Here is a 21,076-nt window from a genome sequence, read left to right on the forward strand (position 1 = left end):
ATCAGGGCAGGACGATAATCGCGCCACCGGCCAGTTTCACATCACCGTTTTGATCCGCGGCCTGAATTTCGAGCCGCACCCGGTTGCCATCCAGCTTTTCCGCGATCTGGCCAGTGCAGGTGATGATTGCGTGAATCTGGGTAATCGCCACAAAGCGGGTCGAAAATTCGCAGATTGCTGATTGAGGAACCCATCCGGTCAGCAACCGCCCCAGATAGGCCATGCCCAACATCCCATGCGCAAACACGTCCGGCATTCCGGCCTTTCTCGCGAAATCAATGTCTATGTGGATCGGGTTGTGATCCCCGGACGCCCCGGCGAACAACGCCAACGTGGTGCGCGAAATCGGTTTGGTTACGATCGGGGGCAGGACGTCCCCGACATTGACGACATCATACCTCATGTTGGATGCCTCACCACAATGGTCCGGGTCATGCCGCCCACGTCTTCGTCAAACTGGTTGGTGGCCGTGGTGTTCAGGATCACGAATTCCATGGCACCGCCCTTTTTGTCAAAGATGTCCTGAACCGTTGAGGTCAGAGTGATCGTGTCGCCTGCACAGATCGGTTCGCCATAGGTGAAATGTTGTTCCCCATGCAGGACGCGACCCAGATCGATCTTCATCAGGTTGATGAAATAGAATGGGTCTTCGCGTTCGAGATCCAGCGAGAACAGGAATGTCGGGGGCGCAGGCAGCGAACGATAGCCCGCAGATTTTGCCGCCTGAACGTCTGTATAGATCGGATCGGTCTGGCCGGTGGCACGGGCAAAGGCACGCAGGCGGCCTTTTTCGACCTCGACCGTAAGCGGGGCAAAACGATGCCCGATGAATGCGCGATCAATCATGGGTCACTGCGCCTGATACATAGTGACCACACAGGCCCCGCCCAGGCCCAGGTTGTGCTGCAACGCAGTGCGGGCCCCTTCGACCTGGGTGGTGCCTGCCGTGCCGCGCAATTGGCGGGTCAGCTCGTAACACTGTGCCAATCCGGTCGCGCCCAGCGGATGTCCTTTGGACAGCAGCCCGCCCGATGGATTGGTCACCACCTGCCCGCCATAGGAATTGTCTCCCTCGGCAATGAATTTGGGCGCGCCACCTTCGGGGCACAGACCCAAGCCTTCGTAGGTGATCATTTCGTTATGAGCGAAGCAATCATGCAACTCGACAACATCCACATCTGCCGCGCCGATTCCGGTCTGTTCATAAACCTGTGCCGCCGCCGCTGCGGTCATGTCATAACCCACCACCCGCATCATGTCGTGGCTGTCGAATGTGCTGGGGGTGTCGGTGGTCATCGACTGGCCGATCACACGCACGGTGGTGTCCAACCCGTGTTTCTTGGCGTAACGCTCGCTCACTACGATGGCGGCTGCAGCGCCGCAGGTGGGCGGGCAGGCCATCAGCCGCGTCATGACCCCGTCCCACATCACCGGGGCGTCCAACACGTCCTGTGGCGAGACTTCCTTGCGGAACAGCGCCAGAGGGTTGTTCACTGCGTGGCGGGATGCCTTGGCCCGGATCCGCGCCAGATCGGTGAGGGTGGAGCCGTATTTTTCCATGTGGGCCATGCCCGCGCCGCCGAAATAGCGCAGCGCCAAGGGGACTTCCGCGTGCCCGACCAATGCGTCGGTTTCCGTGTCAAACAGCTCGAACGGATCCTTGCGATCGGTGAAATTCGATCCCAGCGCGCCGGGGCGCATTTCCTCAAACCCCAGAGCCAGAGCGACGTCGACGATACCGGCCTCGACCGCCTGGCGGGCCAGATACAGCGCGGTGGACCCAGTGGAACAGTTGTTGTTGACGTTGATCACAGGGATTCCGGTCATGCCCACGTCATAGATGACGCGCTGCCCGCAGGTGCTGTCGCCATAGACATAGCCAGCATAGGCCTGTTGCACGGCGTCATAGCCGATCCCTGCATCGCTCAGCGCGTCCCGGATCGCATTTGCACCCATGACGGGATAGGGTTCGTTGGCACCCGGCTTGGCGAATTTGGTCATGCCGACTCCGGCGATGATGACAGTCTCGGACATGGGGGACTCTCCTGCGGTCAATGAATTACACTTGTCGGTTACTTTTGATTGGGGCTGGTGTCGCGTCAAGAAATGTGTAACTCATGAGTGTAATTACGGCGCGTCACATCGGTTTTGCGGGCATCGAGGAGGGCAGTTTGGGCAATAAGACTTGGGCAGATCCTGGTGCCTCCCGTGCGGAGAAACGCGATGCCAAACGCCGGGCTGTGCTGATGGCGGGGGCCCGGCTGTTCAATGATCAGGGGTACGAACAGACCTCGCTTGAAGACATTGCCAAGGCGCTGAGCATCACCAAACGCACGATTTATTACTATGTGCAAAGCAAGGAAGAGATCCTGTTTGGCTGTCAGCAGCTGGGGCTGGAATTCCTGGGGGAGACCTTGGAGCGTTGTTATGACAAACGCCTTCCGGTGCTGGATCGGATTCGTCTGTTGATCTCACGATATTGCGCCTGGGTCTGTACCGATCTGGGTGCCTGTGCGCCGCTGGTGCGCGAGGTCAGCCTGTCCTCTGACCGTCGCCGTGAATTGCGCGCGGGGCGGGCGCGTCTGGACCATCTTCTGCGTGATATGATCCGCGAGGGGATGGAGACAGGGGAGATCCGCGAATGTGATCCGCGTCTGATGGCGTCGGCCATCTTTGGCGCGCTGAATTGGATCCCCTATTGGAACCGGTCCGACGCCCCCTCCGCTCCTGATCAGATCGCCGAGGCCTATATTATGATGATCACTTCGGGTCTGGTTCCCGGCGCCGACAGCGCGTAGGGGCATTAGGCACCGCGAGGAGGGTGTGACGCTGCGTTGACACTGTGCGCGGTGCAAAACCCATGCGACGCTTCTCCCACAATCCGGGAGGAAGTCATGTCCACAATCCACTATGAAAAAGACGGCCGTATCGCCCGTATCACCCTGAACCGTCCTGACGTGCGCAATGCCATCAACGATGAAATGCCGGTGGAAATTGCCGCCGCTGTTGCCCGTGCCGATGCCGACCCGGATGTCCATGTCATGATCCTGTCCGGCGCGGGAGACGCCTTTTGCGCCGGATATGATCTGACTTATTACGCCGAGGGCAATGGGGCGGGCGAAGTGACCCAGCCAATGCCCTGGGATCCGATCAAGGACTACAGTTTCATGTGGCAAAACACCCAGCACTTTATGTCGCTGTGGCGCGCGATGAAGCCGGTGATCTGCAAGGTGCATGGGTTCGCTGTGGCGGGTGGGTCGGATATTGCGCTGTGCGCTGATCTCACCATCATGGCGGATGATGCGTTGATTGGGTATATGCCCGCCCGGGTCTGGGGCTGCCCGACCACGGCGATGTGGGTGTATCGTCTGGGGGCAGAGCGGGCGAAACGGATGCTGTTTACCGGTGACAAGATCACAGGACGCGAAGCCGCGGACATGGGGTTGGTGGTCGAAGCGGTTCACGCCGATGCGCTCGACGACAGGGTCGAAGCCCTGGCGGCGCGTATGGCATCTGTGCCGATCAACCAGTTGGCGATGCAGAAAATGGTGATCAATCAGGCAATCGAGCAGACCGGCATGATGCAGACGCAACGGTTGGCAACCATATTTGACGGCATTACCCGGCATTCGCCCGAAGGGATCAACTTTAAAACCCGATCCGAAGACGTCGGTTGGAAACAGGCGGTGCAGGAACGGGATCAGGGAACGTATGATTGGACCGCCAATCAGGAAATCCCCAAACCCAACCGTTAGGGTCAATAGCGTCCCTTGATTTCGGTGCGGGCGATGGCCCGCGCCTTTTGCTGTTCACGCAGGAATACGAACAGACCGGCCCCGGCAATCAACACCATGCCAACCCAGACCTCCCAGACCGGTAGTTCAGCCCAGATAAACCAGCCCCACATCACCGACAGCGGTAGTCCGATGTATTCGAACGGCGCAACCGTGGCAGCGTCGGCCATCCGATAGGCCTGGCTGAGCGCATAGCCGACAACGCCGGAATTTAGCCCCAATGCGATAAACCAGATCCAGTCGCCGTCCTGTGGCCATGTCCAGGCGCGCAACAGGAACTGGAGGCTGGGATTGCTGGTGTCTTCGGCAAACCGTCCGTCGCCCGCCACGACATAGAACCCCAGCGACACGATAATGAACATGCCCTGGATATAGGCCGCCAGGGCCGAAGCCTTGGTCACGGCACCGAGTTTGCGGGTGAACACCTGATTAAAGGCATAGGTCAGCGCCGCTATGACGGGCAGCAACAAGACCAACCGATCCGCCCCCAAGGTGTCACTTCCTTCCCAGAACCGCTGCATGATCAACACGCCGATAAATCCAACGACAACAGCCCCCATGCGCATTGGGCCAGTTTTTTCACCCAAAATCGGAATCGACAGCAACGTGATGAACAACGGGGCCACAAAGAACAACGCCGTGGCATCCGCTAGCGGCAAGATCGACAGCGCCACGAAAAAGCTCATGTTGGAAACGACCACCATAAGGCAGCGGATCAGGTGCAGCCCCGGGTTACGGGTCTTCAGGATCGAAACACCGCCTTCGTATTGCACGATCAACAAGGTGATCGACAATCCGATACTGGAACGCAGAAACACGATCTGATGCAGAGGGTAACCGCCCGACAATTGCTTGATCAGCATGTCGTTGATGGAAATGGCCGTCATCGCGATCAGGATAAAGGCAATTCCCAAACCGGCGCGATTGTGAGGCATCTGGGTCATCGGTTTGGTTTCCTTTCCCCAGATGGCTATCTGTACTGTGCAGACCTGTCCATGAGTTTCTTGGAACAGGGGGGCGACCTTTACACTATTGGCAGCCCCTGTCCGGGTCGGTTAGATGTTTGAAAAACCAAACACAGGGAGCGTTCTCATGCATATGACCGACCAAAAAGAGATCGCCGCAGATCCAGCCACCGTTTATGCGGCGCTTCTGAATCCCGATGTGCTCAAGGCCTGTGTGCCCGGTGCCAGCGAAGTCGCCGGGGACCCGGACGCAGGCTATAGTGCGACTGTGACCCAAAAGGTCGGCCCGGTTAAGGCGACGTTCAAAGGCCAGGTTACGATGTCGGATCTGGTTGAAAACGAAAAACTGACGATCACTGGCGAAGGTAAAGGCGGGGCTGCAGGGTTCGCCAAGGGCGGGGCCCAAGTCTCTCTGGCGGCGACGGAGACGGGGACCATGTTGTCCTATGAGGTGGACGCCAAGGTTGGAGGCAAGTTAGCGCAATTGGGCAGCCGATTGATTGACGGATTCGCAAAAAAGATGGCCGACCAGTTCTTTGTCAATCTTCAAACCCATCTGGCCCCGGTCCAAGAAGATACATCCGAACCCGATGCGGGCGGCGAGGGCGATGAGAAAAAGGGGTGGTTCAAGAAAGTCACCGGCCGCAGCTGACCCTGCGCAATTGCACAGCAGGTTGCGCATTTGCTTTGCTGGCAGATCACGGATTACCTCGTTAAGTTGAGCCGAACTGATCAGTTCACTTCAGCGAGGTTTCATGTCGACTATTTTGTCCATTCGCGATTTACGCAAGTCTTACGAAGGCGGGTTCGAAGCGCTCAAGGGCGTGACGCTGAATATCGAACAGGGCGAAATTCTTGCGCTGCTTGGCCCCAATGGCGCGGGAAAGACAACCCTGATTTCAACCATCTGCGGGATCACCACGCCAACGTCGGGATCTGTAACTGTCGATGGGCATGATATTTTGACGGACTTTCGGGCGGCGCGGGGGCTGATCGGATTGGTGCCACAGGAAATCAACCTGGAACCGTTCGAGACAGTCTGGAACACCGTACGGTTTTCGCGTGGATTGTTTGGCAAGCCTCGCAATGACGCATTGCTCGAGGATATTCTGAAAAAACTGTCTCTCTGGGACAAACGCAAATCCCGGATAATGGAACTGTCCGGCGGGATGAAGCGCCGGGTGCTGATCGCCAAGGCATTGTCACACGAACCGCAGGTGCTGTTTCTGGATGAACCCACTGCGGGCGTCGATGTCGAACTGCGCAAGGACATGTGGGACATTGTGGGCGAGCTCAAATCCAGCGGCGTGACCATCATCCTGACCACGCACTACATCGAAGAAGCCGAAGCAATTTCCGACCGCGTCGGTGTGATCCGCAACGGAGAGCTGTTGCTGGTAGAGGAAAAGGATCAGCTGATGGCGCGGATGGGGCAAAAGGAACTCGAAGTACAGCTGACTGAACCTGTTGCAGCGATTCCTGCTGAGCTGGCTCATCTCAACCTGGGTCTCAGCCCCGAAGGGGCGTTGATCTATACCTATGACACCCGCGCCGAACGCACCGGTATTACCGGGCTTTTGAACGATGTTTCTCAGGCCGGGCTGGTGCTGGCGGATGTGGTCACGCGGCAAAGCAGCCTCGAAGATATTTTTGTCGGCCTCGTGTCCGATCAGAACGCCAACACCCCATCGGAGGACGCGGCATGAACTGGACTGCTATCGCTGCCATTTATCGGTTTGAAATGGCCCGTTTCTTTCGCACTCTGTTGCAAAGCTTTCTGTCCCCTGTGTTGTCAACATCGCTATATTTTGTGGTCTTCGGTGCCGCCATCGGCAGCCGGATTGATCAGGTCGAAGGTGTTCCCTATGGGGCCTTTATCGTGCCGGGGTTGATCATGTTGTCAGTGATGACACAGGCGATATCCAACGCGTCATTCGGGATCTACTTTCCGAAATTCATCGGCACCATCTATGAGCTTTTGTCAGCTCCGATCAATTTCCTGGAAATCGTGTTGGGATATGTCGGGGCGGCCGCGACCAAAGCGTTGTTCATCGGGGTCGTCATTCTGATCACAGCTTCCCTGTTCGTGGATCTGACGATCGCTCATCCATTCGCTATGGTGTTGTTCCTGCTGTTGACCTGTCTCAGTTTTGCGCTTTTGGGGTTCATCATCGGCATCTGGGCGCGCAATTTCGAACAATTGCAACTGGTTCCTCTATTGGTGGTGACCCCATTGGTCTTTTTGGGTGGATCCTTTTATTCGATCACGATGTTGCCGCCGATTTGGCAGAAGATCACGCTGTTCAATCCGGTCGTCTATTTGATTTCCGGCTTTCGCTGGTCGTTCTTTGGGACCGCTGACGTGCCCGTGGGGCTGAGCCTGTTGGCCATTGGTGGCTTTACCGCCCTGTGTCTGGTCGTGATTGGGCTTATCTTTAAGACCGGATGGCGCATTCGGTCCTGACCGGAAATGGGGGGGCTTCGGCCAACCCAATGCAGGCCAAGGCGTTGCAAAATTACCCGCCCATGTGTGATTTTTGCCTGCCGTAGCGTTTCGTGAAGGGGGGGTGCCTTGTTTCGGGGCACCCGGCATTCTACATCGCCTTCATGAAGCTTCGGTTGCCCTTCCTTAAAAACCCGCCGCTGGTTTCGGTTGTCCGCCTACAAGGCGCAATCGGAATGGGTGGTCGTGGAGCATTGAATGATCAGGCGCTCGCGCCTGTTCTGGAACGCGCCTTTCGCAAAGGCAAACCCGCTGCGGTGGCGCTCGAGATCAATTCACCCGGCGGATCACCTGTGCAAAGCGCGCTGATCGGGGCCCGAATTCGACGCCTTTCCAAGGAAACTGAGACACCCGTCATCGCCTTTGTCGAAGACGTGGCAGCGTCTGGAGGCTATTGGCTGGCGGCGTCCGCAGACGAGATCTGGGCGGATGACAGTTCGATCATCGGATCAATTGGTGTGATTTCAGCCAGCTTTGGTGCGCATGTGTTTCTGGCACGCCAGGGCATCGAACGACGGGTCTATACCGCAGGTAAATCCAAATCCATGCTGGACCCGTTCCGCCCCGAAAACCCCAGAGACGTCGAACGGCTCAAGGGGTTGCTGGGCGATATCCACGAAAATTTCATCGCCCATGTCAAAGACCGGCGCGGCAGCAACCTGACGTCGGACACGGACCTGTTTACGGGCGATATCTGGCTGGCTGGTCGCGCGGCCGAGTTGGGTTTGATTGACGGTATCGGGCATCTGACACCAAAGCTGAAAGAACGGTTCGGCGACAAGGTGCAATTGCGCCGCTACGGGCTGCGCCGGTCAATTCTGTCGCGTTTCGGTGCCCAGGTCACGCAGGACGCGTTGGCCGGGATAGAGGAACGGGCCGAATTCGCCCGCTTTGGCCTGTGACGTGATATTCAAGATCGTAACCCTCTTTCTGGTGGTGATGGCGGTTCTGGCCATGTTCGGTAAGCTGAAGGTTCCGGGCCTGAAACGGCTACAATCTGCGCGCTGTCCGAAATGCAAGCGATTCAGGATCGGTAAAGGCCCCTGTGCCTGCTCAAAAGGAGGGCGCGGTTGATGATGCCATGGGTGTTGTCGGGGCTGGGCCTCGTGATCCTGTTGCTGGCGGGCGACGCTTTGGTGCGTGGCGCAGTCAATCTGAGCCTACGGGTCGGTGTCCCGGCCTTGATCGTCAGCTTGACCATCGTCGCATTCGGGACTTCGGCCCCTGAATTGCTGATCGCCATCAGCGCGCTCAGGGACAATGCGCCCGGAATCGCATTGGGCAATGTCGTTGGCTCCAACACCGCCAATATTTTGCTCGTACTCGGGATACCGGCGATTTTGTCGACCTTGCACACCAGCGAATGCAACACGCGCAAGACCTATGTCTTTATGCTGCTGGCGTCGTTCCTGTTCATCGGTTTGGCGATGTGTGGCGTTTTCACTGTCTGGTCGGGCCTGATCCTGCTGGCTGGCCTGGCGCTGGTTCTGGGCGATACCTTTTGCGAGGCCCGCGCCCATCGCCGCGCCGGATGTGCCTGTGACGACGATCTAGAGGAGATCGAGGAAGCCGACCCGAACATGCCCTATTGGCGGATTGGCGTCTATCTCGTGCTGGGGTTGATTGGTCTGCCACTGGGGGCGGATTTGCTGGTGGACAACGCCACAGTGATCGCCCGGACCTATGGGATCAGCGAAACGGTCATTGGGCTGACATTGATTGCGGTCGGGACGTCCTTGCCGGAGTTGGCGACAACCGTCATGGCGGCCCTCCGTCGTCAGGCTGATGTCGCGCTGGGCAATGTCATTGGCTCAAACATGTTCAATCTGTTGGCCATCATCGGTGTTGCAACCTTCTTTGGTGACATTCCGGTGGACGATGCGTTCCTGGAGTTTGATCTGTGGGTGATGTTGGGGGCGTCGCTGATGCTGATTCCGTTTGTCTTCCTCAAGAAGGATATCACCAAGGTGTGGGGTGTGGCGCTAACCTCCCTGTACGTGGTTTATGTGATGAGCATTCTGCACTGACAGAAGCGGGCCCCAGACGATCAACGCTGTTGAAGCGGCGTGGTTTGGCTGCTTTGAAGATTTTCCCGAGCTGCCCCAACGTCATCCAAGAGCCATTTTTGCGCCCTTTGGGATCGGGGAAGTAGCAGAGCTTTCACGGGATCGCGATGTGGTTGAACCAAGGTCTGCGATGTAAGTTTTGCACGTCGTCACAAAACCTTAACAATGCGTTACAAAATTGTCTTTGTTTTCAAAATCTTGCTTACTAATAAATAAATTACCTCATTATTTCAATAAGTTGCGTAACTGCCTAATTTTTGTGCAATTGCAGGAAGCCCCTGTTTTTCAAGGGTTACGCGCATCTCACCAAAAGATATCTCCACAGTTATCCACAGGATCGGTGGATTTGTTTTCTATTGATTCAGGCGGCTTGAGATTGCAGCGCCCGGCGGAGAATCATATCTCTGTGACATGACTGACTCGGTTGATCCTTCCGCCTCTACGCCCCACACCGGTTACGGTGTCGTTCAGGACTATCTCAAGACGCTGGACAGCTCGCCCGGCGTGTACCGAATGCTCGATTCGGAAAGCCGGGTTTTATATGTCGGAAAGGCGCGAAACCTGCGGGCGCGTGTGTCCAACTATGCCCGACCGGGTCACTCAGGCCGTATCGAACGCATGATCGCGGCCACTGCGTCGATGATGTTCCTGACCACCCGCACCGAAACCGAAGCGTTGCTGCTCGAGCAGAACCTGATCAAGCAGCTCAAGCCCAAGTACAACGTGCTGCTGCGTGACGACAAAAGCTTTCCCAATATTCTGGTGGCCAAGGATCATGAATTCCCTCAGATCAAGAAACACCGCGGTGCCCGCAAGCAGAAGGGCACTTATTTCGGCCCCTTTGCCAGTGCCGGAGCGGTCAACCGGACCCTGAACCAGCTGCAAAAGGCGTTTCTGCTGCGCAATTGTTCGGACGCCATGTTTTCCGGTCGGACACGGGCATGCCTGTTGCACCAGATCAAACGCTGTTCGGCCCCTTGCGTGGGGAAAATCTCAGAAGAGGATTACGCCAACAGCGTGCGCGATGCCGAACAGTTCCTGTCGGGGCGGTCGACACGGATCCAGGAGGATCTGGCAGCGCAGATGCAACAGGCCTCTGACGCGATGGAATTCGAACGCGCTGCAGCCATTCGCGACCGGATCCGTGCGTTGACCCAGGTACAGACAAACCAGGGCATCAACCCGCGCGGCGTCGCCGAAGCCGACATTGTCGCCTTGCATATGGAAAGCGGGCAAGCCTGTGTTCAGGTGTTCTTTATCCGGGCAAATCAGAACTGGGGTAACCAGGATTTCTATCCCCGGGTCGGTGCCGATATCAGCCCCGCCGAGGCGATGGAAGCCTTTCTGGGTCAGTTCTATGATAACAAGGAGCCGCCCCGGCAGTTGATCCTGTCTGATGGAATCGAAAACACAGACCTGATGGAGCGGGCACTCAGCGAAAAATCCGGTCGCAAGGTTGAAATCCTTGTGCCGCAGCGGGGCGAAAAGGCAGAGTTGGTGTCCGGGGCATTACGCAATGCACGCGAATCTCTTGCTCGGCGCATGTCCGAAAGCGCAACCCAGGCCAAGTTGCTCCGTGGGATGGCGGATGCTTTTGACCTCGAGGGCCCCCCCCAACGGATCGAAGTTTATGACAACTCACATATCCAGGGTACAAATGCCGTAGGGGGAATGATCGTGGCTGGACCCGAAGGGCTCATGAAAAACGCGTACCGCAAATTCAATATCCGTGGTGATGACCTGACCCCTGGGGATGACTTTGGCATGATGAAAGAGGTCCTGACCCGGCGTTTTTCGCGCCTGCTCAAGGAAGACCCTGATCGCGACAAGGGACATTGGCCCGACCTTCTGCTCATTGATGGCGGGGCCGGTCAGGTCAGCGCCGTGGCCGAGATCATGGCCGAACATGGTGTCGAAGACATCCCGATGGTCGGCGTGGCCAAGGGGATCGACCGAGATCACGGCAAGGAAGAATTTCATCGGATTGGCAAACGTCCATTCGCCTTGCAGCGCAACGACCCTGTGCTCTACTTTGTCCAGCGCCTACGGGACGAGGCGCACCGCTTTGCCATCGGGACGCACCGCGCGAAACGCGCCAAAACGATCGGGGCCACGCCGCTCGATGAAATCGCAGGGGTCGGTGCCTCTCGGAAACGCGCGTTGTTGGCCCACTTCGGCAGCGCCAAGGCGGTCAGCCGTGCCAATCTGGCCGACCTCAAGGCCGTCGATGGGATTTCTGCGGCTCTTGCGGAAAAGATATATGACTTTTTTCACGACCGCGGTTAGGCGCACCAATTGCCGGGTTGGCTTGGCTTTTGTTTCTTCTGCTTTAAAATATCCCCGCCGGAGGCATCTGCCTGAAACGAGCAGATTTTCCGCGCTCCCCGCTTCCAAGCCCGTCTTGCGCAATATATGGTCCGCTTCATGAAATGGAACCTGCCCAATATCCTGACTGTCCTGCGCCTGCTTGCTGCGCCCGGGGTGGCTATCATGTTTCTCTATTTTTCTCGCCCACATGCGGATTGGCTGGCGCTGTTGCTGTTCCTGTCCGCGGCTATCACGGACTTTTTTGACGGCTATCTGGCGCGGGCCTGGCGGCAGGAAACCAAGATCGGTGCCATGCTGGATCCAATCGCCGACAAGGCCATGGTGGTCATCGCCTTGATGGTCATCGTGGGCTATTCTGCCAGCCATTGGATGCCCTGGCTGGTGTTGCCTGCAACGGTTATCCTGTTTCGCGAAGTGTTTGTGTCGGGTCTGCGGGAATACCTCGGCGATACGGCTGGGACGCTCAAGGTGACAAACCTGGCCAAATGGAAGACAACCGCGCAGATGACGGCCATTTCGGTCCTGTTTGGTCAGGGTATTTTTGAGCACTATCTTGTGATGTCGTCGTTTGGCATGGATCAAGGGATCGTTGATCAGATCATGGCGGGAGAGATCGAAGACACTCAGGGACTGCGTTGGAAATTTGAGGGCATGATCTGGACTGGACGTTTGGGATTGTGGCTCTTGTGGATTGCGGCGGCCCTTACATTGATCACTGGGGCGGATTATCTGCGTAAGGCGATGCCGCACCTCAAGGAGACTCGATGATGGACATTCTCTATTTTGCATGGGTGCGCGAACGTATTGGGTTGCCGCGTGAAACGGTGAAGACATCTGCCGAGACCGTGATGGACCTGGTGACTGAATTGCGCGGCCGTGAAGAACGCTATGAGGCAGCCTTTGCCGATTTGTCTGCTTTGCGTGTCGCATTGGATCAGGATCTCAGCGATTTTGACGCGCCATTGGCCGGGGTACGCGAAGTTGCGTTTTTTCCGCCAATGACCGGAGGGTGACCACTATGCGTATCTCGGTTCAGGAAGCGCCGTTTGACCTGGGTGTCGAAAGCGAGGCCTTTGCTCGGAACGCTGAACAGATTGGCGCAATCGTTACCTTTACCGGAGTGGTGCGCGACAGCGATGCCGGTCGCTTGCAGGTCATGGAAATCGAACACTATCCGGGCATGACCGAAAAGGCGTTGGCAGCCATCGCGAATGAAGCTGTAGAGCGCTGGGACCTGGGAGATGTTCTGGTGATCCATCGCTACGGCCGTTTGGCCCCAGGCGAACGTATCATGATGGTTGCGACAGCCGCCCGGCATCGTGTTGCGGCGTTTGAAGCAGCCGAATTTCTAATGGATTATCTAAAGTCTCGGGCTCCCTTCTGGAAGAAGGAACTCTCTGCAACACAAAGCACATGGGTTGCCGCCAAAGACGAGGATGAAGATGCATTGAACCGATGGGCGCGCTGACAGGCTGGTCCTGAAAGGCGCGCCTTTGGCGCTCAGGTTGTCTCGTTGTCGCCCTGCGGGCTCCGCCTCGGATTGGTGATAGGTTCGCCGGGAATCGAGGTCCCATTTTTGGCGTGATGTACTCGCGTGATCACCCAAGAGTGAAACTTGGAATCTCCCTCGGTTCGGGACACATACCCAATAAACGACGCGTGTAGTGCTGTTGGTCCACCTCAATTGTGTCAGTAATTGTGTCAGTGGCCGAGACGCCTGCGAGCACACGGTCCCAGCGGCGTTCAAGACGCCTGTCGCCTTCCAGAAATCGCACCCAACCTACATAAACGGGCCGAACAGAAGCCAGGGGTATCAGCCACAGAAAACAATGCGGAGAAGCCCTGTTTTGCCGATGCAGACAGGGCGGGATCCCCGTTGTTGTCCACGATACGATCAAAAGTATGCTATTTTTCCTGTTGAGACAGGAGGACAGGACATGCACGACAGCAAATCCGTTTCGGATCATTGGGGAACCGGGGACGTCTATTCCCGAATTGTTGACGCCATGCATGCCGCCGGGATCGACCCCGAAACCGTAACGGTGGAACAACTGGCACCGGTTGACCACTTTCACGCCCGTGGATTTCCGGCCACAATCGAACTGGCCGATGCTCTGCCGATCGAGGCCGGTCAGCGGCTCGTGGATATTGGCTGTGGAATTGGCGGTCCGGCAAGATATCTGGCGCAAAGGTTCGGGTGCCAAGTGGATGGTTTGGACATCACCGCTCCATTCGTTGATGCGGGCAATCGATTGAGCGCGCTTGTCGGGATGCAAGACGCGGTTACAATTGTGCTGGGTGATGGACAAAAGCTACCCTATGACGATGGCTCTTTTGACGGCGGGTACTCTCAACACGTGACAATGAACGTGCGTGATCGCAGCGCCTTTTTCAATGAGGCGTATCGAGTGCTCAAGCCCGGTGCATTTTTTGCTTTGACCGAGCATGGGTTAGGCGAAGTCGGTGATCCCCACCATCCGTTGCCGTGGTCTGAAGATGGGAGTGGAGCATATTTGATGCGGCCAGCGGACACCATTGCGGCGCTCGAACAATCGGGGTTCTCGGATGTCCAAGTCAGCGATACAGGGGCGAAATACTTGCAAGGTTACCTGCGCGCCATAGAGATGGCAGAGAAGGGTGAAGCGCCGGTTTTTGGCGTTCACATTCTGCTCGGCAGGCTGGCACCTCAGATTGTGAGAAACGCAGCTCGAAATATTGAGGAAAAAAGAACACACCCAATTCAGGTCATATGCCGCAAAATGTAATCAGCCATGTGCCGTTCGTCGCAAGACTGCGCAACACTCGGTTTGGCCCCAATTGTGTGAGCTCACACGCTCTTTGGCCGAGGGCGGTTCATTCCAGACCGGCCGTTCGCCGCAAAGGCACAGAAAGACCGGATCGCGCCTAAAGCGGACAGGAGATGGCTGGTGTGCTATATTGATGCCGCACATTCGCCCCGACGTTTTGGAAAACAGAGAATGGCTCATATCGAACATCTGAAATCACTCTGTCCTCTTGAAGGGCTTGATGTTGTTGATGTCGGAGCAGGTGACGGTGTTTATTCACGCCAATTGGACGCCGCAGGGGCCAATGTCACGGCGATCGAAATTGATCCCGAAAAAGTTGAGAGAGCGAAAGAAAATCTACCCGGAAGCATAGACGTGAAGCTGGGAGCGGCTGAAAACCTGCCTCTGACTTTTGGGTCACAGGATCTGGTGTGTCTGTTTTTCTCGCTTCACCACGTGCCAATTGCCGCTCAACCCGCTGCCTTCGACGAGTTTCGACGTGTTCTGGGGACCAACGGACGCCTGCATATTGTAGAACCCTATCCATATGGAACAATGTTCGATGTTGTCCGATTGGTTGAAGATGAAACGATTGTGCGTACCATTTCGCATCAATTATTGAATCACATGGATCGTGATCAAAGGTTCGCGTTGGAAAACAAGCGGGAGTATGTGTTGACCCGCGAATACCCCTCATTTGAGTTCTTCCTGGAAAAGATCGTCCTTCCGGATCCCGCACGTGCCAAGACCTACGAAGCGATTGCTCCTGAGATGGCGGACACTTTCAATCGTGCGGTAGAATATCTTGATGGGCGGTTCGTGTTGCACCAACCATGCGCCGCCTACCATTTTTCAGTCACGGGTTAGTCACGGCACCATCGCCATACGAATTCAGAAGTCCAGTTTGTCCACAAGTCGACGGACAATGCGCGGGCGGCGGGTTAGACAGCAGCGATATGGTTCCCCTGTGGTCTACTTGCTGGCCACGCCCCGAATCTCAGTCTCTTTGGAATAAATCAGAAGGATATGTTCACGGATCAGCAAAAGCCCGAAACCTGACCACAGCGAGCAAAAAATAGCGGGTCCAAAGGGGGCTGGCCATGGGGTTTGCTGCGCCGTGCACGGCGCAGTGCCAGGCCCTCAGCCGCAATTCTGCATCTTTGATGCAGAGCCAGGACGCGGCAGCGTTTCGGGGGTCAGCCGTTCAGTTGGCTACGCAGTTCTTCAGCCTCTTGGCGGGCGTCACGCAGCCCATCCATGGCTGCCCTCAGTTCGGCTTCGGTTTGGGTCAGTTGATTGCTCAACTCGGCTTCGCGTTGCTGCAGATACGTGATGGCCTGATCGCGTGTTTCTTCGGCTTCGTGCAGCTCCTGGCTCATACGGTCCAGGTCAGCAACGTCGCTTTGGCGCACGCGTGTAAACCGGTGCACCAGCCAATTGGCGAACCATCCCAGGGCAAAGGCCACGAACAGGATGGCGGCCGTCGTGATGATGAACTTAATTCTGTCCATTGCTGGTCTCCTGTTCGGCTTCCTCGGGGGGGGCTGTTTCGTCGGTTAGGGTTGTGGTCATCGGTGTCTCTGCTGCCGTTGCATCCAGCGTGGTTTGCTGCTCGGCGGCAGTTGAATCAGGGCGGATCAACCAGAATTCGATCCGGCGGTTTGCCTCGCGCCCGTCTTCGGTGTCATTGGAAGCAATCGGGCGGCTTTCTCCATAGCCGACTGCGGCCAGAGACGCAGTGCGCACACGGCGTGCACGCAATTCGTTCAACACAGATTGCGCCCGGGACTGGCTAAGCTGCTGGTTCATCGACTCGCGGCCCTGGCTATCGGTGTGTCCTTGGATTTCCATGCGCACGGGGCCGCAGATCAGCAGGATTTCTGCAATTTGGTCCATGGTTCCCGCCGACGCGCCGGCCACCGTGGCCGATCCTGGTTCAAAGGCGATTTTGTTCGACGCCTGGACGGCCGCAATCAATTGCTCGCATTCTTCGGGTTCGGGCACTTTGTCTTCCGGTTCGGGTGGTGCGCGATAGGTGATGTTCAGCGTGAATGTCTGGGCATCGCCCAGCTTGTCAGAAAGAAGACGGGAAACTTCGCCTTTGGTGTCTTCAAGATGGCTCACCCCCCGCAGTGTCAACTGATCGGGCGTTACACTGACAAATCCATTGCCCAGATGGGACAGTGCTTCCAGACCGGCCAGCACGCGAACGGGCCAATTGGACGGCAGGTCAGGGACGATCCGGGTTGCAGTATAGACATTGTCGGACCCAAAACGCGCCTTGGCATAGCTGTCAACCATACGCCGCAATTGCGGATCCGAAATTCGCCCGCGCAATTGCACCAGACCTTCGGGACTGAGAGTGGCGGAGAATTCCGGGATCGTATCATCGGCGTCCTCGGCGGGCACAGGTCGCACCGCATGCAGGGCAAAGACCTGAGGCAGGGCAGCTTCCAGATCACCGACAACACGCTCGAACATGGCTTCATCCACCGTGGGCGTTGCAATCAGGGTGACGTCAGCGTTGGAAATTGTCACGGACCCACCGCCCAGTTCGGCCAAAGCCTCGAGGCTGGTTTCAGCGGCGTTCGCCCATTTGGGAGAGGGCACGCCCATGCCGATCACGCAGGTTTCGGGCCCGGTCAGCTTGGCCTGTTTCGCGGCCTGGATGATCCGATCCCGTGATACCTTGCTTTCGGCGGAACAGGCATCAAATTGACCGCCTGTGTCGTCCAGAACATAGCGCAGCGTAAATGGGGTGATCACCGGGCGCGGCGCAGCAATGTCCAACGCCAAACGCAGGCCAGGAGGCGCTGTGCGGGTCAATTTGGTCGTCAGATCTTTCTTTTCTTCTGCACTATTGGTGATCGCGGTGATCGACACCTGTCCGGCCACGACCGAAATCTTGGCGCGTGGCAGGTCACGCAGTGCCACTACGGCAAAACCGATGGCGTCTTCCCACCCGCGCGGCACTGGATAGGAGGCGTTTTCAATCAGATTGGCAAAGCTGCTGCCACCGGCGATCTCTGCCAGATCCCTGGAGAGTTGATCACGGTTCGACGCCGTGGGAATAAGACCAATCACCGTGATACCCGCGTCATTGCGCAGGATCTCGGCCGAAAACTCGGGGGCGGCCAGCCCACTGCTGGGGGTTATCTGCATTTCGTCGATGATCCGGGCGGCATCTACCACGCTGCCGGTCACGGAAATGGCTGTAAATCGTCTGGCTTCGTCGGGTGCAATCCCGGACAGGGTCACTTGCAGCCCATCGGCCGCAACCTCGGCCCAATCATGCCCGGTTTCATCCAGAACCCGACGTACGGCAGTTTCCGAACTGCGCTCGATTCCGGTTACCGCAAAGCTGGCGGTGACCAGGCTAAGCCCTGCAGCAAAGACAAAGCAAACAACGGCGGTCAAAAGGTAAGAAAGGCGCATAGGCGGTGGTCGTCCGTGAGTGATCCCCCTGTCATACAGAGACAGGGGCAAGGGTTCAATCAGGCGAACAACGCCGCACCAAAGAAGATAAGCGGAATCAAGCCGGTGTCTCGATTGACGCGGAACAGCTGCAACAACGAGTCATTGTTGTCCGTGTTCAGCGCCCTAAGCTGCCAGGTCAGATGCCATCCCATGGCCCAGGGCCCGGCCAATGCGATGACCAGCGCCAGAACCGATGCATTTGGCATCAGGGCCAGGATAACCGCAAACCCCATAAGGCAGGTCGTGACGACCAAAAACCGCCGCATCCATCGCGGGGTATCCGAACCGAATAGCCGAGCGGTTGATTTGACCCCGATCAGAGCATCGTCTTCGGTGTCCTGATGGGCATAGATCGTGTCGTAAAACAATGTCCAGGCAATCCCGGCAAGGTACAGAAACACGGCCGGCCAGTGCAGCGCGCCCGCATGCGCCGTCCAGGCCAGCAGGGCACCCCAGTTGAACGCCAATCCCAGAAACACCTGTGGCCACCAAGTAAACCGTTTGGCAAAGGGATAGATGGCAACAGGCAACAGCGACAACACCCCCAGAGCGATGGTGGCTGGATTGAACGTCAACAGGATAGCCAGTGAAATCAGCGCCTGAATCGCCATCCAAACCAGCGCCTGTTTGACACTGACCTGGCCCGATGGGATGGGGCGCGACCGGGTGCGTTCGACCTTGTCGTCGATATCCCGGTCGGTGATGTCGTTCCACGTACATCCTGCGCCGCGCATCAACCAGGCCCCCATGGCACAGCCCACAGCGATCCACAGATCCTCCCAGCGCGGCGACTGGTCCCACAGCATGGCCAGCACCAGCCCCCACCAGCAGGGGATCAGCAGCAGCCAAGTGCCAATGGGGCGGTCTGCCCGACTGAGCCGCAAATAGGGCCGCGTCCAGGCCGGGGCCCGTGTGTCGACCCAATTGCCTTTGACTGCGTCTGAAACCTGATCTTTGCGGTCAGGGGCATCTGGTGTTGGTGCATCGCCTTGCATATGTAAGATCTCATGAGTGCAAAAGTCAGACTGTATGTAGAGCACCCGCTGGGTCAGGGGCAATCGGTTCCTTTGGAACGCGATCAGGCGCATTATCTGTTTGGGGTGATGCGGTTGGCCGTTGGCGCGCGGGTGGCGCTGTTCAACGGGCAGGATGGCGAGTGGCAGGCCGAAGTGGCCGAAGCCGGGAAACGCGGCGGTGTTCTGGTTTGTGTTGATCAAAGCCGCCCGCTGCAAATGCCGCCCGATCTGTGGCTGCTGTTTGCCCCGATCAAAAAGGCGCGCACTGATTTCATCGTGGAAAAGGCCGCCGAAATGGGCGCGGCTCGGATTGTGCCGGTCCAGACCGAATTCACCAATTCCGACCGGATCCGTCAGGACCGGCTTCAGGCCCATGCGGTCGAGGCCGCGGAACAATGCGGCGGCACCTATGTGCCCGAAGTGACCGAGCTGACCAAACTGGGCCGTCTGTTGGACGCATGGCCCGCAGGCCGCCAGTTGATGTTTTGTGACGAGGCCAAAGTGGGATCTGCCCTACGGCTGGCGCAAACGGAACGGGGGCTGCCTTGGGCCATTCTGATTGGCCCCGAGGGGGGCTTTTCTGATCGCGAACGTACCCGTTTGGCCGCGCTCCCCTCTTCGCATGTGGTCAGCCTGGGTCCACGCATCCTGCGTGCTGACACAGCGGCTGTGGCGGCGATGACGATCTGGCAACAGGCGCTGGGGGACTGGGGATGATCCGACTGGCCCGCCCCCAGGATACAGACGCGATCTGGGCATTTCTGAACCCGCGCCGTGCGACGTCGATGTTTTTGTCTGGAAACCTGTTGGATCATGGGATCAACACAGCGGGTCACCCAAAGGCCAATACGGTTTGGTTGAGCTGGGATCGCGATCAGATTCAGGCAGTTTTTGCTCTGACGGAATATGGGTATTTTGTTTTCGAAATTGCGTCCTTTGACCTGCAACAGGGGGCTGAGTTACGCCGGGCGCTAGGTGGGCGGACCCTGCGCGGGATCAACGGGTGCCATGCGCCGTTTGTGAAGATACGCAAGGCTTTGGGTCTAGCGGCGGAACCTGCTGTATTCGACGATTGTAAACCGCACTACCTGCTGGATCTGAAACAGTTGCAGATGCCCAGCGGAGACTCGGTCCTGCGCCCGATGCGGGTGGCAGATCTCGCCGTGTTACAGCCCTGGTTCGCCAGCTATTCAGCCCAGGTGCTGGGCCTAAGGGAAACCCCGGAAAACCGGGCGCTTTCTGATGAGCGGCTGACACTATTGATTGACAGCGGCAGGGGGCGTGTCCTGTGGCTGGGCGGTCAGCCGGTGGCCATGACGGCCTTTAATGCGGTGGCCGGCTCCTGTGTTCAGGTTGGATCTGTCTATACACCGTCGCACTTGCGCGGACAGGGTCACGCGCGCCGCGCCGTTGCTCTGCATCTGGACGAAGCGCGACAGCAGGGTGTGCAGGAGGCGATTCTGTTTGCAGCGACCCCCGCGGCTGCCCATGCCTATGAGGCAATCGGGTTCCGACGGATCGGAGACTACGGCATCGTTGATTTTGCATCCCCAATTGTTCTGCCCGCCAAACCTGAGGTGGCCGCATGAGTTTCATTCGGCCCGAAGCCCGCGCCGCAATCTGGCGCTGTCGCGAGTTGATCGCTGGGGTGGGCATCGGCGTGCTCGGCGTATCCTGGGTGGTTGGAACGGCTGGGCTGATCTGGTGGCTGGGCTGGGTGCTGGTCGCGATTGGCGCCGCCGGGACCATCATTGGCCTGCAACGCCTGCGGTTTCGGATCGGGGTTGGCGGACCGGGTGTCGTGCAGGTGGACGAAGGGCAGATTTCCTATTTTGGTCCGCTGACGGGCGGGGCCGTTGCGCTTTCAGAACTTGAACGGCTGCGACTGGATCACACCGCAACACCAGCACATTGGGTGCTGGATATGCCGGGGCATCCCAGCCTGCATATTCCGGTTAACGCCGAAGGTGTGGACGCCCTGTTCGATGCGTTCACCACCCTGTCCGGGCTCAGGACCGAACGCATGTTGTCCGAGCTGCGCAAACCCGGCTCTCACCAGGTCGTGATCTGGGAGCGCCATGCAAGCCACACACAGGTGCACAGGTTGCATTGACACTGGCGTTGATTCCCATCACCACTGA

At 57.7% G+C, this 21,076-nt stretch carries 23 protein-coding genes; 16 read left to right on the forward strand and 7 right to left on the reverse strand.

Annotation, left to right across the window (positions count from 1 at the left end; genetic code table 11):
- Window position 1 precedes the first annotated feature (1 nt).
- From K3727_04650 to K3727_04660, 3 genes are read right to left on the reverse strand one after another with little or no spacing between them, the layout of a single operon-like run.
- Complete coding sequence (locus tag K3727_04650; protein ID UWQ92093.1) at window positions 2–403, reverse strand: MaoC family dehydratase; 402 nt, start codon at window positions 401–403, stop codon at window positions 2–4.
- Entirely contained in the window at window positions 400–846 is a 447-nt protein-coding gene (locus K3727_04655) for a MaoC family dehydratase N-terminal domain-containing protein (GenBank protein UWQ92094.1), read from the reverse strand. Before K3727_04655 ends, K3727_04650 begins: the two co-directional genes overlap by 4 nt.
- 3 nt (window positions 847–849) lie before the next feature.
- Window positions 850–2,034 carry a lipid-transfer protein gene (locus K3727_04660; protein ID UWQ92095.1) on the reverse strand — a complete coding sequence of 395 codons (1,185 nt, stop codon included), beginning with the start codon at window positions 2,032–2,034 and terminating at the stop codon, window positions 850–852.
- An 83-nt stretch (window positions 2,035–2,117) separates the two neighbouring features.
- On the opposite strand from K3727_04660, the gene K3727_04665 reads away from it, so the two are divergent.
- On the forward strand, window positions 2,118–2,798 hold the full coding sequence (locus K3727_04665; GenBank protein ID UWQ92096.1) for a TetR/AcrR family transcriptional regulator: 681 nt from the start codon (window positions 2,118–2,120) through the stop codon (window positions 2,796–2,798).
- A gap of 96 nt (window positions 2,799–2,894) precedes the next feature.
- A complete protein-coding gene (locus K3727_04670; GenBank protein UWQ92097.1) occupies window positions 2,895–3,755 on the forward strand; it encodes a crotonase/enoyl-CoA hydratase family protein in 861 nt (286 codons plus the stop codon).
- A gap of 2 nt (window positions 3,756–3,757) precedes the next feature.
- On the opposite strand, the gene K3727_04675 is transcribed toward K3727_04670, so the two are convergent.
- Window positions 3,758–4,738 carry a DMT family transporter gene (locus K3727_04675; GenBank protein UWQ92098.1) on the reverse strand — a complete coding sequence of 327 codons (981 nt, stop codon included), beginning with the start codon at window positions 4,736–4,738 and terminating at the stop codon, window positions 3,758–3,760.
- Between the two features lie 148 nt (window positions 4,739–4,886).
- Between K3727_04675 and K3727_04680 the strand changes: the two genes are divergently transcribed.
- The 11 genes from K3727_04680 (at window position 4,887) to K3727_04730 (ending at window position 15,309) form a co-directional block, all read left to right on the forward strand.
- Window positions 4,887–5,411, forward strand: a complete 525-nt coding sequence (locus tag K3727_04680) for a carbon monoxide dehydrogenase subunit G (GenBank protein UWQ92099.1) — start codon at window positions 4,887–4,889, stop codon at window positions 5,409–5,411.
- Window positions 5,412–5,514: 103 nt separating this feature from the next.
- On the forward strand, window positions 5,515–6,465 hold the full coding sequence (locus K3727_04685) for an ABC transporter ATP-binding protein (GenBank protein ID UWQ92100.1): 951 nt from the start codon (window positions 5,515–5,517) through the stop codon (window positions 6,463–6,465).
- Window positions 6,462–7,223 carry an ABC transporter permease gene (locus K3727_04690; GenBank protein ID UWQ92101.1) on the forward strand — a complete coding sequence of 254 codons (762 nt, stop codon included), beginning with the start codon at window positions 6,462–6,464 and terminating at the stop codon, window positions 7,221–7,223. Before K3727_04685 ends, K3727_04690 begins: the two co-directional genes overlap by 4 nt.
- A gap of 143 nt (window positions 7,224–7,366) precedes the next feature.
- Complete coding sequence (locus K3727_04695; protein ID UWQ92102.1) at window positions 7,367–8,164, forward strand: S49 family peptidase; 798 nt, start codon at window positions 7,367–7,369, stop codon at window positions 8,162–8,164.
- A 171-nt stretch (window positions 8,165–8,335) separates the two neighbouring features.
- Entirely contained in the window at window positions 8,336–9,289 is a 954-nt protein-coding gene (locus K3727_04700; GenBank protein UWQ93269.1) for a calcium/sodium antiporter, read from the forward strand.
- Window positions 9,290–9,739: 450 nt separating this feature from the next.
- Window positions 9,740–11,614, forward strand: a complete 1,875-nt coding sequence (gene uvrC / locus K3727_04705; protein ID UWQ92103.1) for an excinuclease ABC subunit UvrC — start codon at window positions 9,740–9,742, stop codon at window positions 11,612–11,614.
- A gap of 138 nt (window positions 11,615–11,752) precedes the next feature.
- Window positions 11,753–12,424, forward strand: coding sequence for a CDP-diacylglycerol--glycerol-3-phosphate 3-phosphatidyltransferase (gene pgsA, locus K3727_04710; GenBank protein UWQ92104.1), 672 nt, complete (start codon window positions 11,753–11,755; stop codon window positions 12,422–12,424).
- Window positions 12,424–12,669, forward strand: coding sequence for a molybdopterin converting factor subunit 1 (moaD, locus tag K3727_04715; protein ID UWQ93270.1), 246 nt, complete (start codon window positions 12,424–12,426; stop codon window positions 12,667–12,669). Before pgsA ends, moaD begins: the two co-directional genes overlap by 1 nt.
- A gap of 5 nt (window positions 12,670–12,674) precedes the next feature.
- Window positions 12,675–13,124 carry a molybdenum cofactor biosynthesis protein MoaE gene (locus tag K3727_04720; protein ID UWQ92105.1) on the forward strand — a complete coding sequence of 150 codons (450 nt, stop codon included), beginning with the start codon at window positions 12,675–12,677 and terminating at the stop codon, window positions 13,122–13,124.
- Between the two features lie 469 nt (window positions 13,125–13,593).
- Complete coding sequence (locus tag K3727_04725; GenBank protein ID UWQ92106.1) at window positions 13,594–14,421, forward strand: methyltransferase domain-containing protein; 828 nt, start codon at window positions 13,594–13,596, stop codon at window positions 14,419–14,421.
- 213 nt (window positions 14,422–14,634) lie between these two features.
- Window positions 14,635–15,309 carry a class I SAM-dependent methyltransferase gene (locus K3727_04730; protein UWQ92107.1) on the forward strand — a complete coding sequence of 225 codons (675 nt, stop codon included), beginning with the start codon at window positions 14,635–14,637 and terminating at the stop codon, window positions 15,307–15,309.
- A 329-nt stretch (window positions 15,310–15,638) separates the two neighbouring features.
- Here the strand turns inward: K3727_04730 and K3727_04735 are convergent, their stop codons facing one another.
- The 3 genes from K3727_04735 to ubiA are packed head-to-tail and all read right to left on the reverse strand — an operon-like array spanning window position 15,639 to window position 18,914.
- Window positions 15,639–15,953, reverse strand: a complete 315-nt coding sequence (locus tag K3727_04735; GenBank protein UWQ92108.1) for a hypothetical protein — start codon at window positions 15,951–15,953, stop codon at window positions 15,639–15,641.
- Complete coding sequence (locus K3727_04740; protein UWQ92109.1) at window positions 15,940–17,877, reverse strand: OmpA family protein; 1,938 nt, start codon at window positions 17,875–17,877, stop codon at window positions 15,940–15,942. Before K3727_04740 ends, K3727_04735 begins: the two co-directional genes overlap by 14 nt.
- Before the next feature lie 59 nt (window positions 17,878–17,936).
- Complete coding sequence (gene ubiA, locus K3727_04745; protein UWQ92110.1) at window positions 17,937–18,914, reverse strand: 4-hydroxybenzoate octaprenyltransferase; 978 nt, start codon at window positions 18,912–18,914, stop codon at window positions 17,937–17,939.
- A 12-nt stretch (window positions 18,915–18,926) separates the two neighbouring features.
- On the opposite strand from ubiA, the gene K3727_04750 reads away from it, so the two are divergent.
- Genes K3727_04750 through K3727_04760 form a run of 3 tightly spaced genes read left to right on the forward strand, consistent with a single transcriptional unit; the run spans window position 18,927 to window position 21,048 of the window.
- Window positions 18,927–19,652, forward strand: coding sequence for a 16S rRNA (uracil(1498)-N(3))-methyltransferase (locus K3727_04750; protein ID UWQ92111.1), 726 nt, complete (start codon window positions 18,927–18,929; stop codon window positions 19,650–19,652).
- On the forward strand, window positions 19,649–20,524 hold the full coding sequence (locus K3727_04755; protein UWQ92112.1) for a GNAT family N-acetyltransferase: 876 nt from the start codon (window positions 19,649–19,651) through the stop codon (window positions 20,522–20,524). Before K3727_04750 ends, K3727_04755 begins: the two co-directional genes overlap by 4 nt.
- Window positions 20,521–21,048, forward strand: coding sequence for a hypothetical protein (locus K3727_04760; protein ID UWQ92113.1), 528 nt, complete (start codon window positions 20,521–20,523; stop codon window positions 21,046–21,048). Before K3727_04755 ends, K3727_04760 begins: the two co-directional genes overlap by 4 nt.
- Window positions 21,049–21,076: the final 28 nt, after the last annotated feature.

The organism is Rhodobacteraceae bacterium M382, from assembly GCA_025141015.1.
GTDB lineage: Bacteria > Pseudomonadota > Alphaproteobacteria > Rhodobacterales > Rhodobacteraceae > Aliisedimentitalea > Aliisedimentitalea scapharcae.

Bases quoted from the DNA above. Each gene is read 5' to 3' on its own strand.
- K3727_04690 (UWQ92101.1), top strand. From the start codon at position 6,462: ATGAACTGGACTGCTATCGCTGCCATTTATCGGTTTGAAATGGCCCGT.
- K3727_04665 (UWQ92096.1), top strand. From the start codon at position 2,118: ATGAGTGTAATTACGGCGCGTCACATCGGTTTTGCGGGCATCGAGGAG.
- moaD (UWQ93270.1), top strand. From the start codon at position 12,424: ATGGACATTCTCTATTTTGCATGGGTGCGCGAACGTATTGGGTTGCCG.
- K3727_04655 (UWQ92094.1), bottom strand. From the start codon at position 846: ATGATTGATCGCGCATTCATCGGGCATCGTTTTGCCCCGCTTACGGTC.
- K3727_04660 (UWQ92095.1), bottom strand. From the start codon at position 2,034: ATGTCCGAGACTGTCATCATCGCCGGAGTCGGCATGACCAAATTCGCC.
- K3727_04670 (UWQ92097.1), top strand. From the start codon at position 2,895: ATGTCCACAATCCACTATGAAAAAGACGGCCGTATCGCCCGTATCACC.
- K3727_04650 (UWQ92093.1), bottom strand. From the start codon at position 403: ATGAGGTATGATGTCGTCAATGTCGGGGACGTCCTGCCCCCGATCGTA.
- K3727_04740 (UWQ92109.1), bottom strand. From the start codon at position 17,877: ATGCGCCTTTCTTACCTTTTGACCGCCGTTGTTTGCTTTGTCTTTGCT.
- K3727_04760 (UWQ92113.1), top strand. From the start codon at position 20,521: ATGAGTTTCATTCGGCCCGAAGCCCGCGCCGCAATCTGGCGCTGTCGC.
- K3727_04755 (UWQ92112.1), top strand. From the start codon at position 19,649: ATGATCCGACTGGCCCGCCCCCAGGATACAGACGCGATCTGGGCATTT.
- uvrC (UWQ92103.1), top strand. From the start codon at position 9,740: ATGACTGACTCGGTTGATCCTTCCGCCTCTACGCCCCACACCGGTTAC.
- K3727_04695 (UWQ92102.1), top strand. From the start codon at position 7,367: ATGAAGCTTCGGTTGCCCTTCCTTAAAAACCCGCCGCTGGTTTCGGTT.
- K3727_04735 (UWQ92108.1), bottom strand. From the start codon at position 15,953: ATGGACAGAATTAAGTTCATCATCACGACGGCCGCCATCCTGTTCGTG.
- K3727_04750 (UWQ92111.1), top strand. From the start codon at position 18,927: ATGAGTGCAAAAGTCAGACTGTATGTAGAGCACCCGCTGGGTCAGGGG.
- K3727_04685 (UWQ92100.1), top strand. From the start codon at position 5,515: ATGTCGACTATTTTGTCCATTCGCGATTTACGCAAGTCTTACGAAGGC.
- K3727_04730 (UWQ92107.1), top strand. From the start codon at position 14,635: ATGGCTCATATCGAACATCTGAAATCACTCTGTCCTCTTGAAGGGCTT.
- pgsA (UWQ92104.1), top strand. From the start codon at position 11,753: ATGAAATGGAACCTGCCCAATATCCTGACTGTCCTGCGCCTGCTTGCT.
- K3727_04720 (UWQ92105.1), top strand. From the start codon at position 12,675: ATGCGTATCTCGGTTCAGGAAGCGCCGTTTGACCTGGGTGTCGAAAGC.
- K3727_04725 (UWQ92106.1), top strand. From the start codon at position 13,594: ATGCACGACAGCAAATCCGTTTCGGATCATTGGGGAACCGGGGACGTC.
- K3727_04680 (UWQ92099.1), top strand. From the start codon at position 4,887: ATGCATATGACCGACCAAAAAGAGATCGCCGCAGATCCAGCCACCGTT.
- K3727_04675 (UWQ92098.1), bottom strand. From the start codon at position 4,738: ATGACCCAGATGCCTCACAATCGCGCCGGTTTGGGAATTGCCTTTATC.
- ubiA (UWQ92110.1), bottom strand. From the start codon at position 18,914: ATGCAAGGCGATGCACCAACACCAGATGCCCCTGACCGCAAAGATCAG.
- K3727_04700 (UWQ93269.1), top strand. From the start codon at position 8,336: ATGATGCCATGGGTGTTGTCGGGGCTGGGCCTCGTGATCCTGTTGCTG.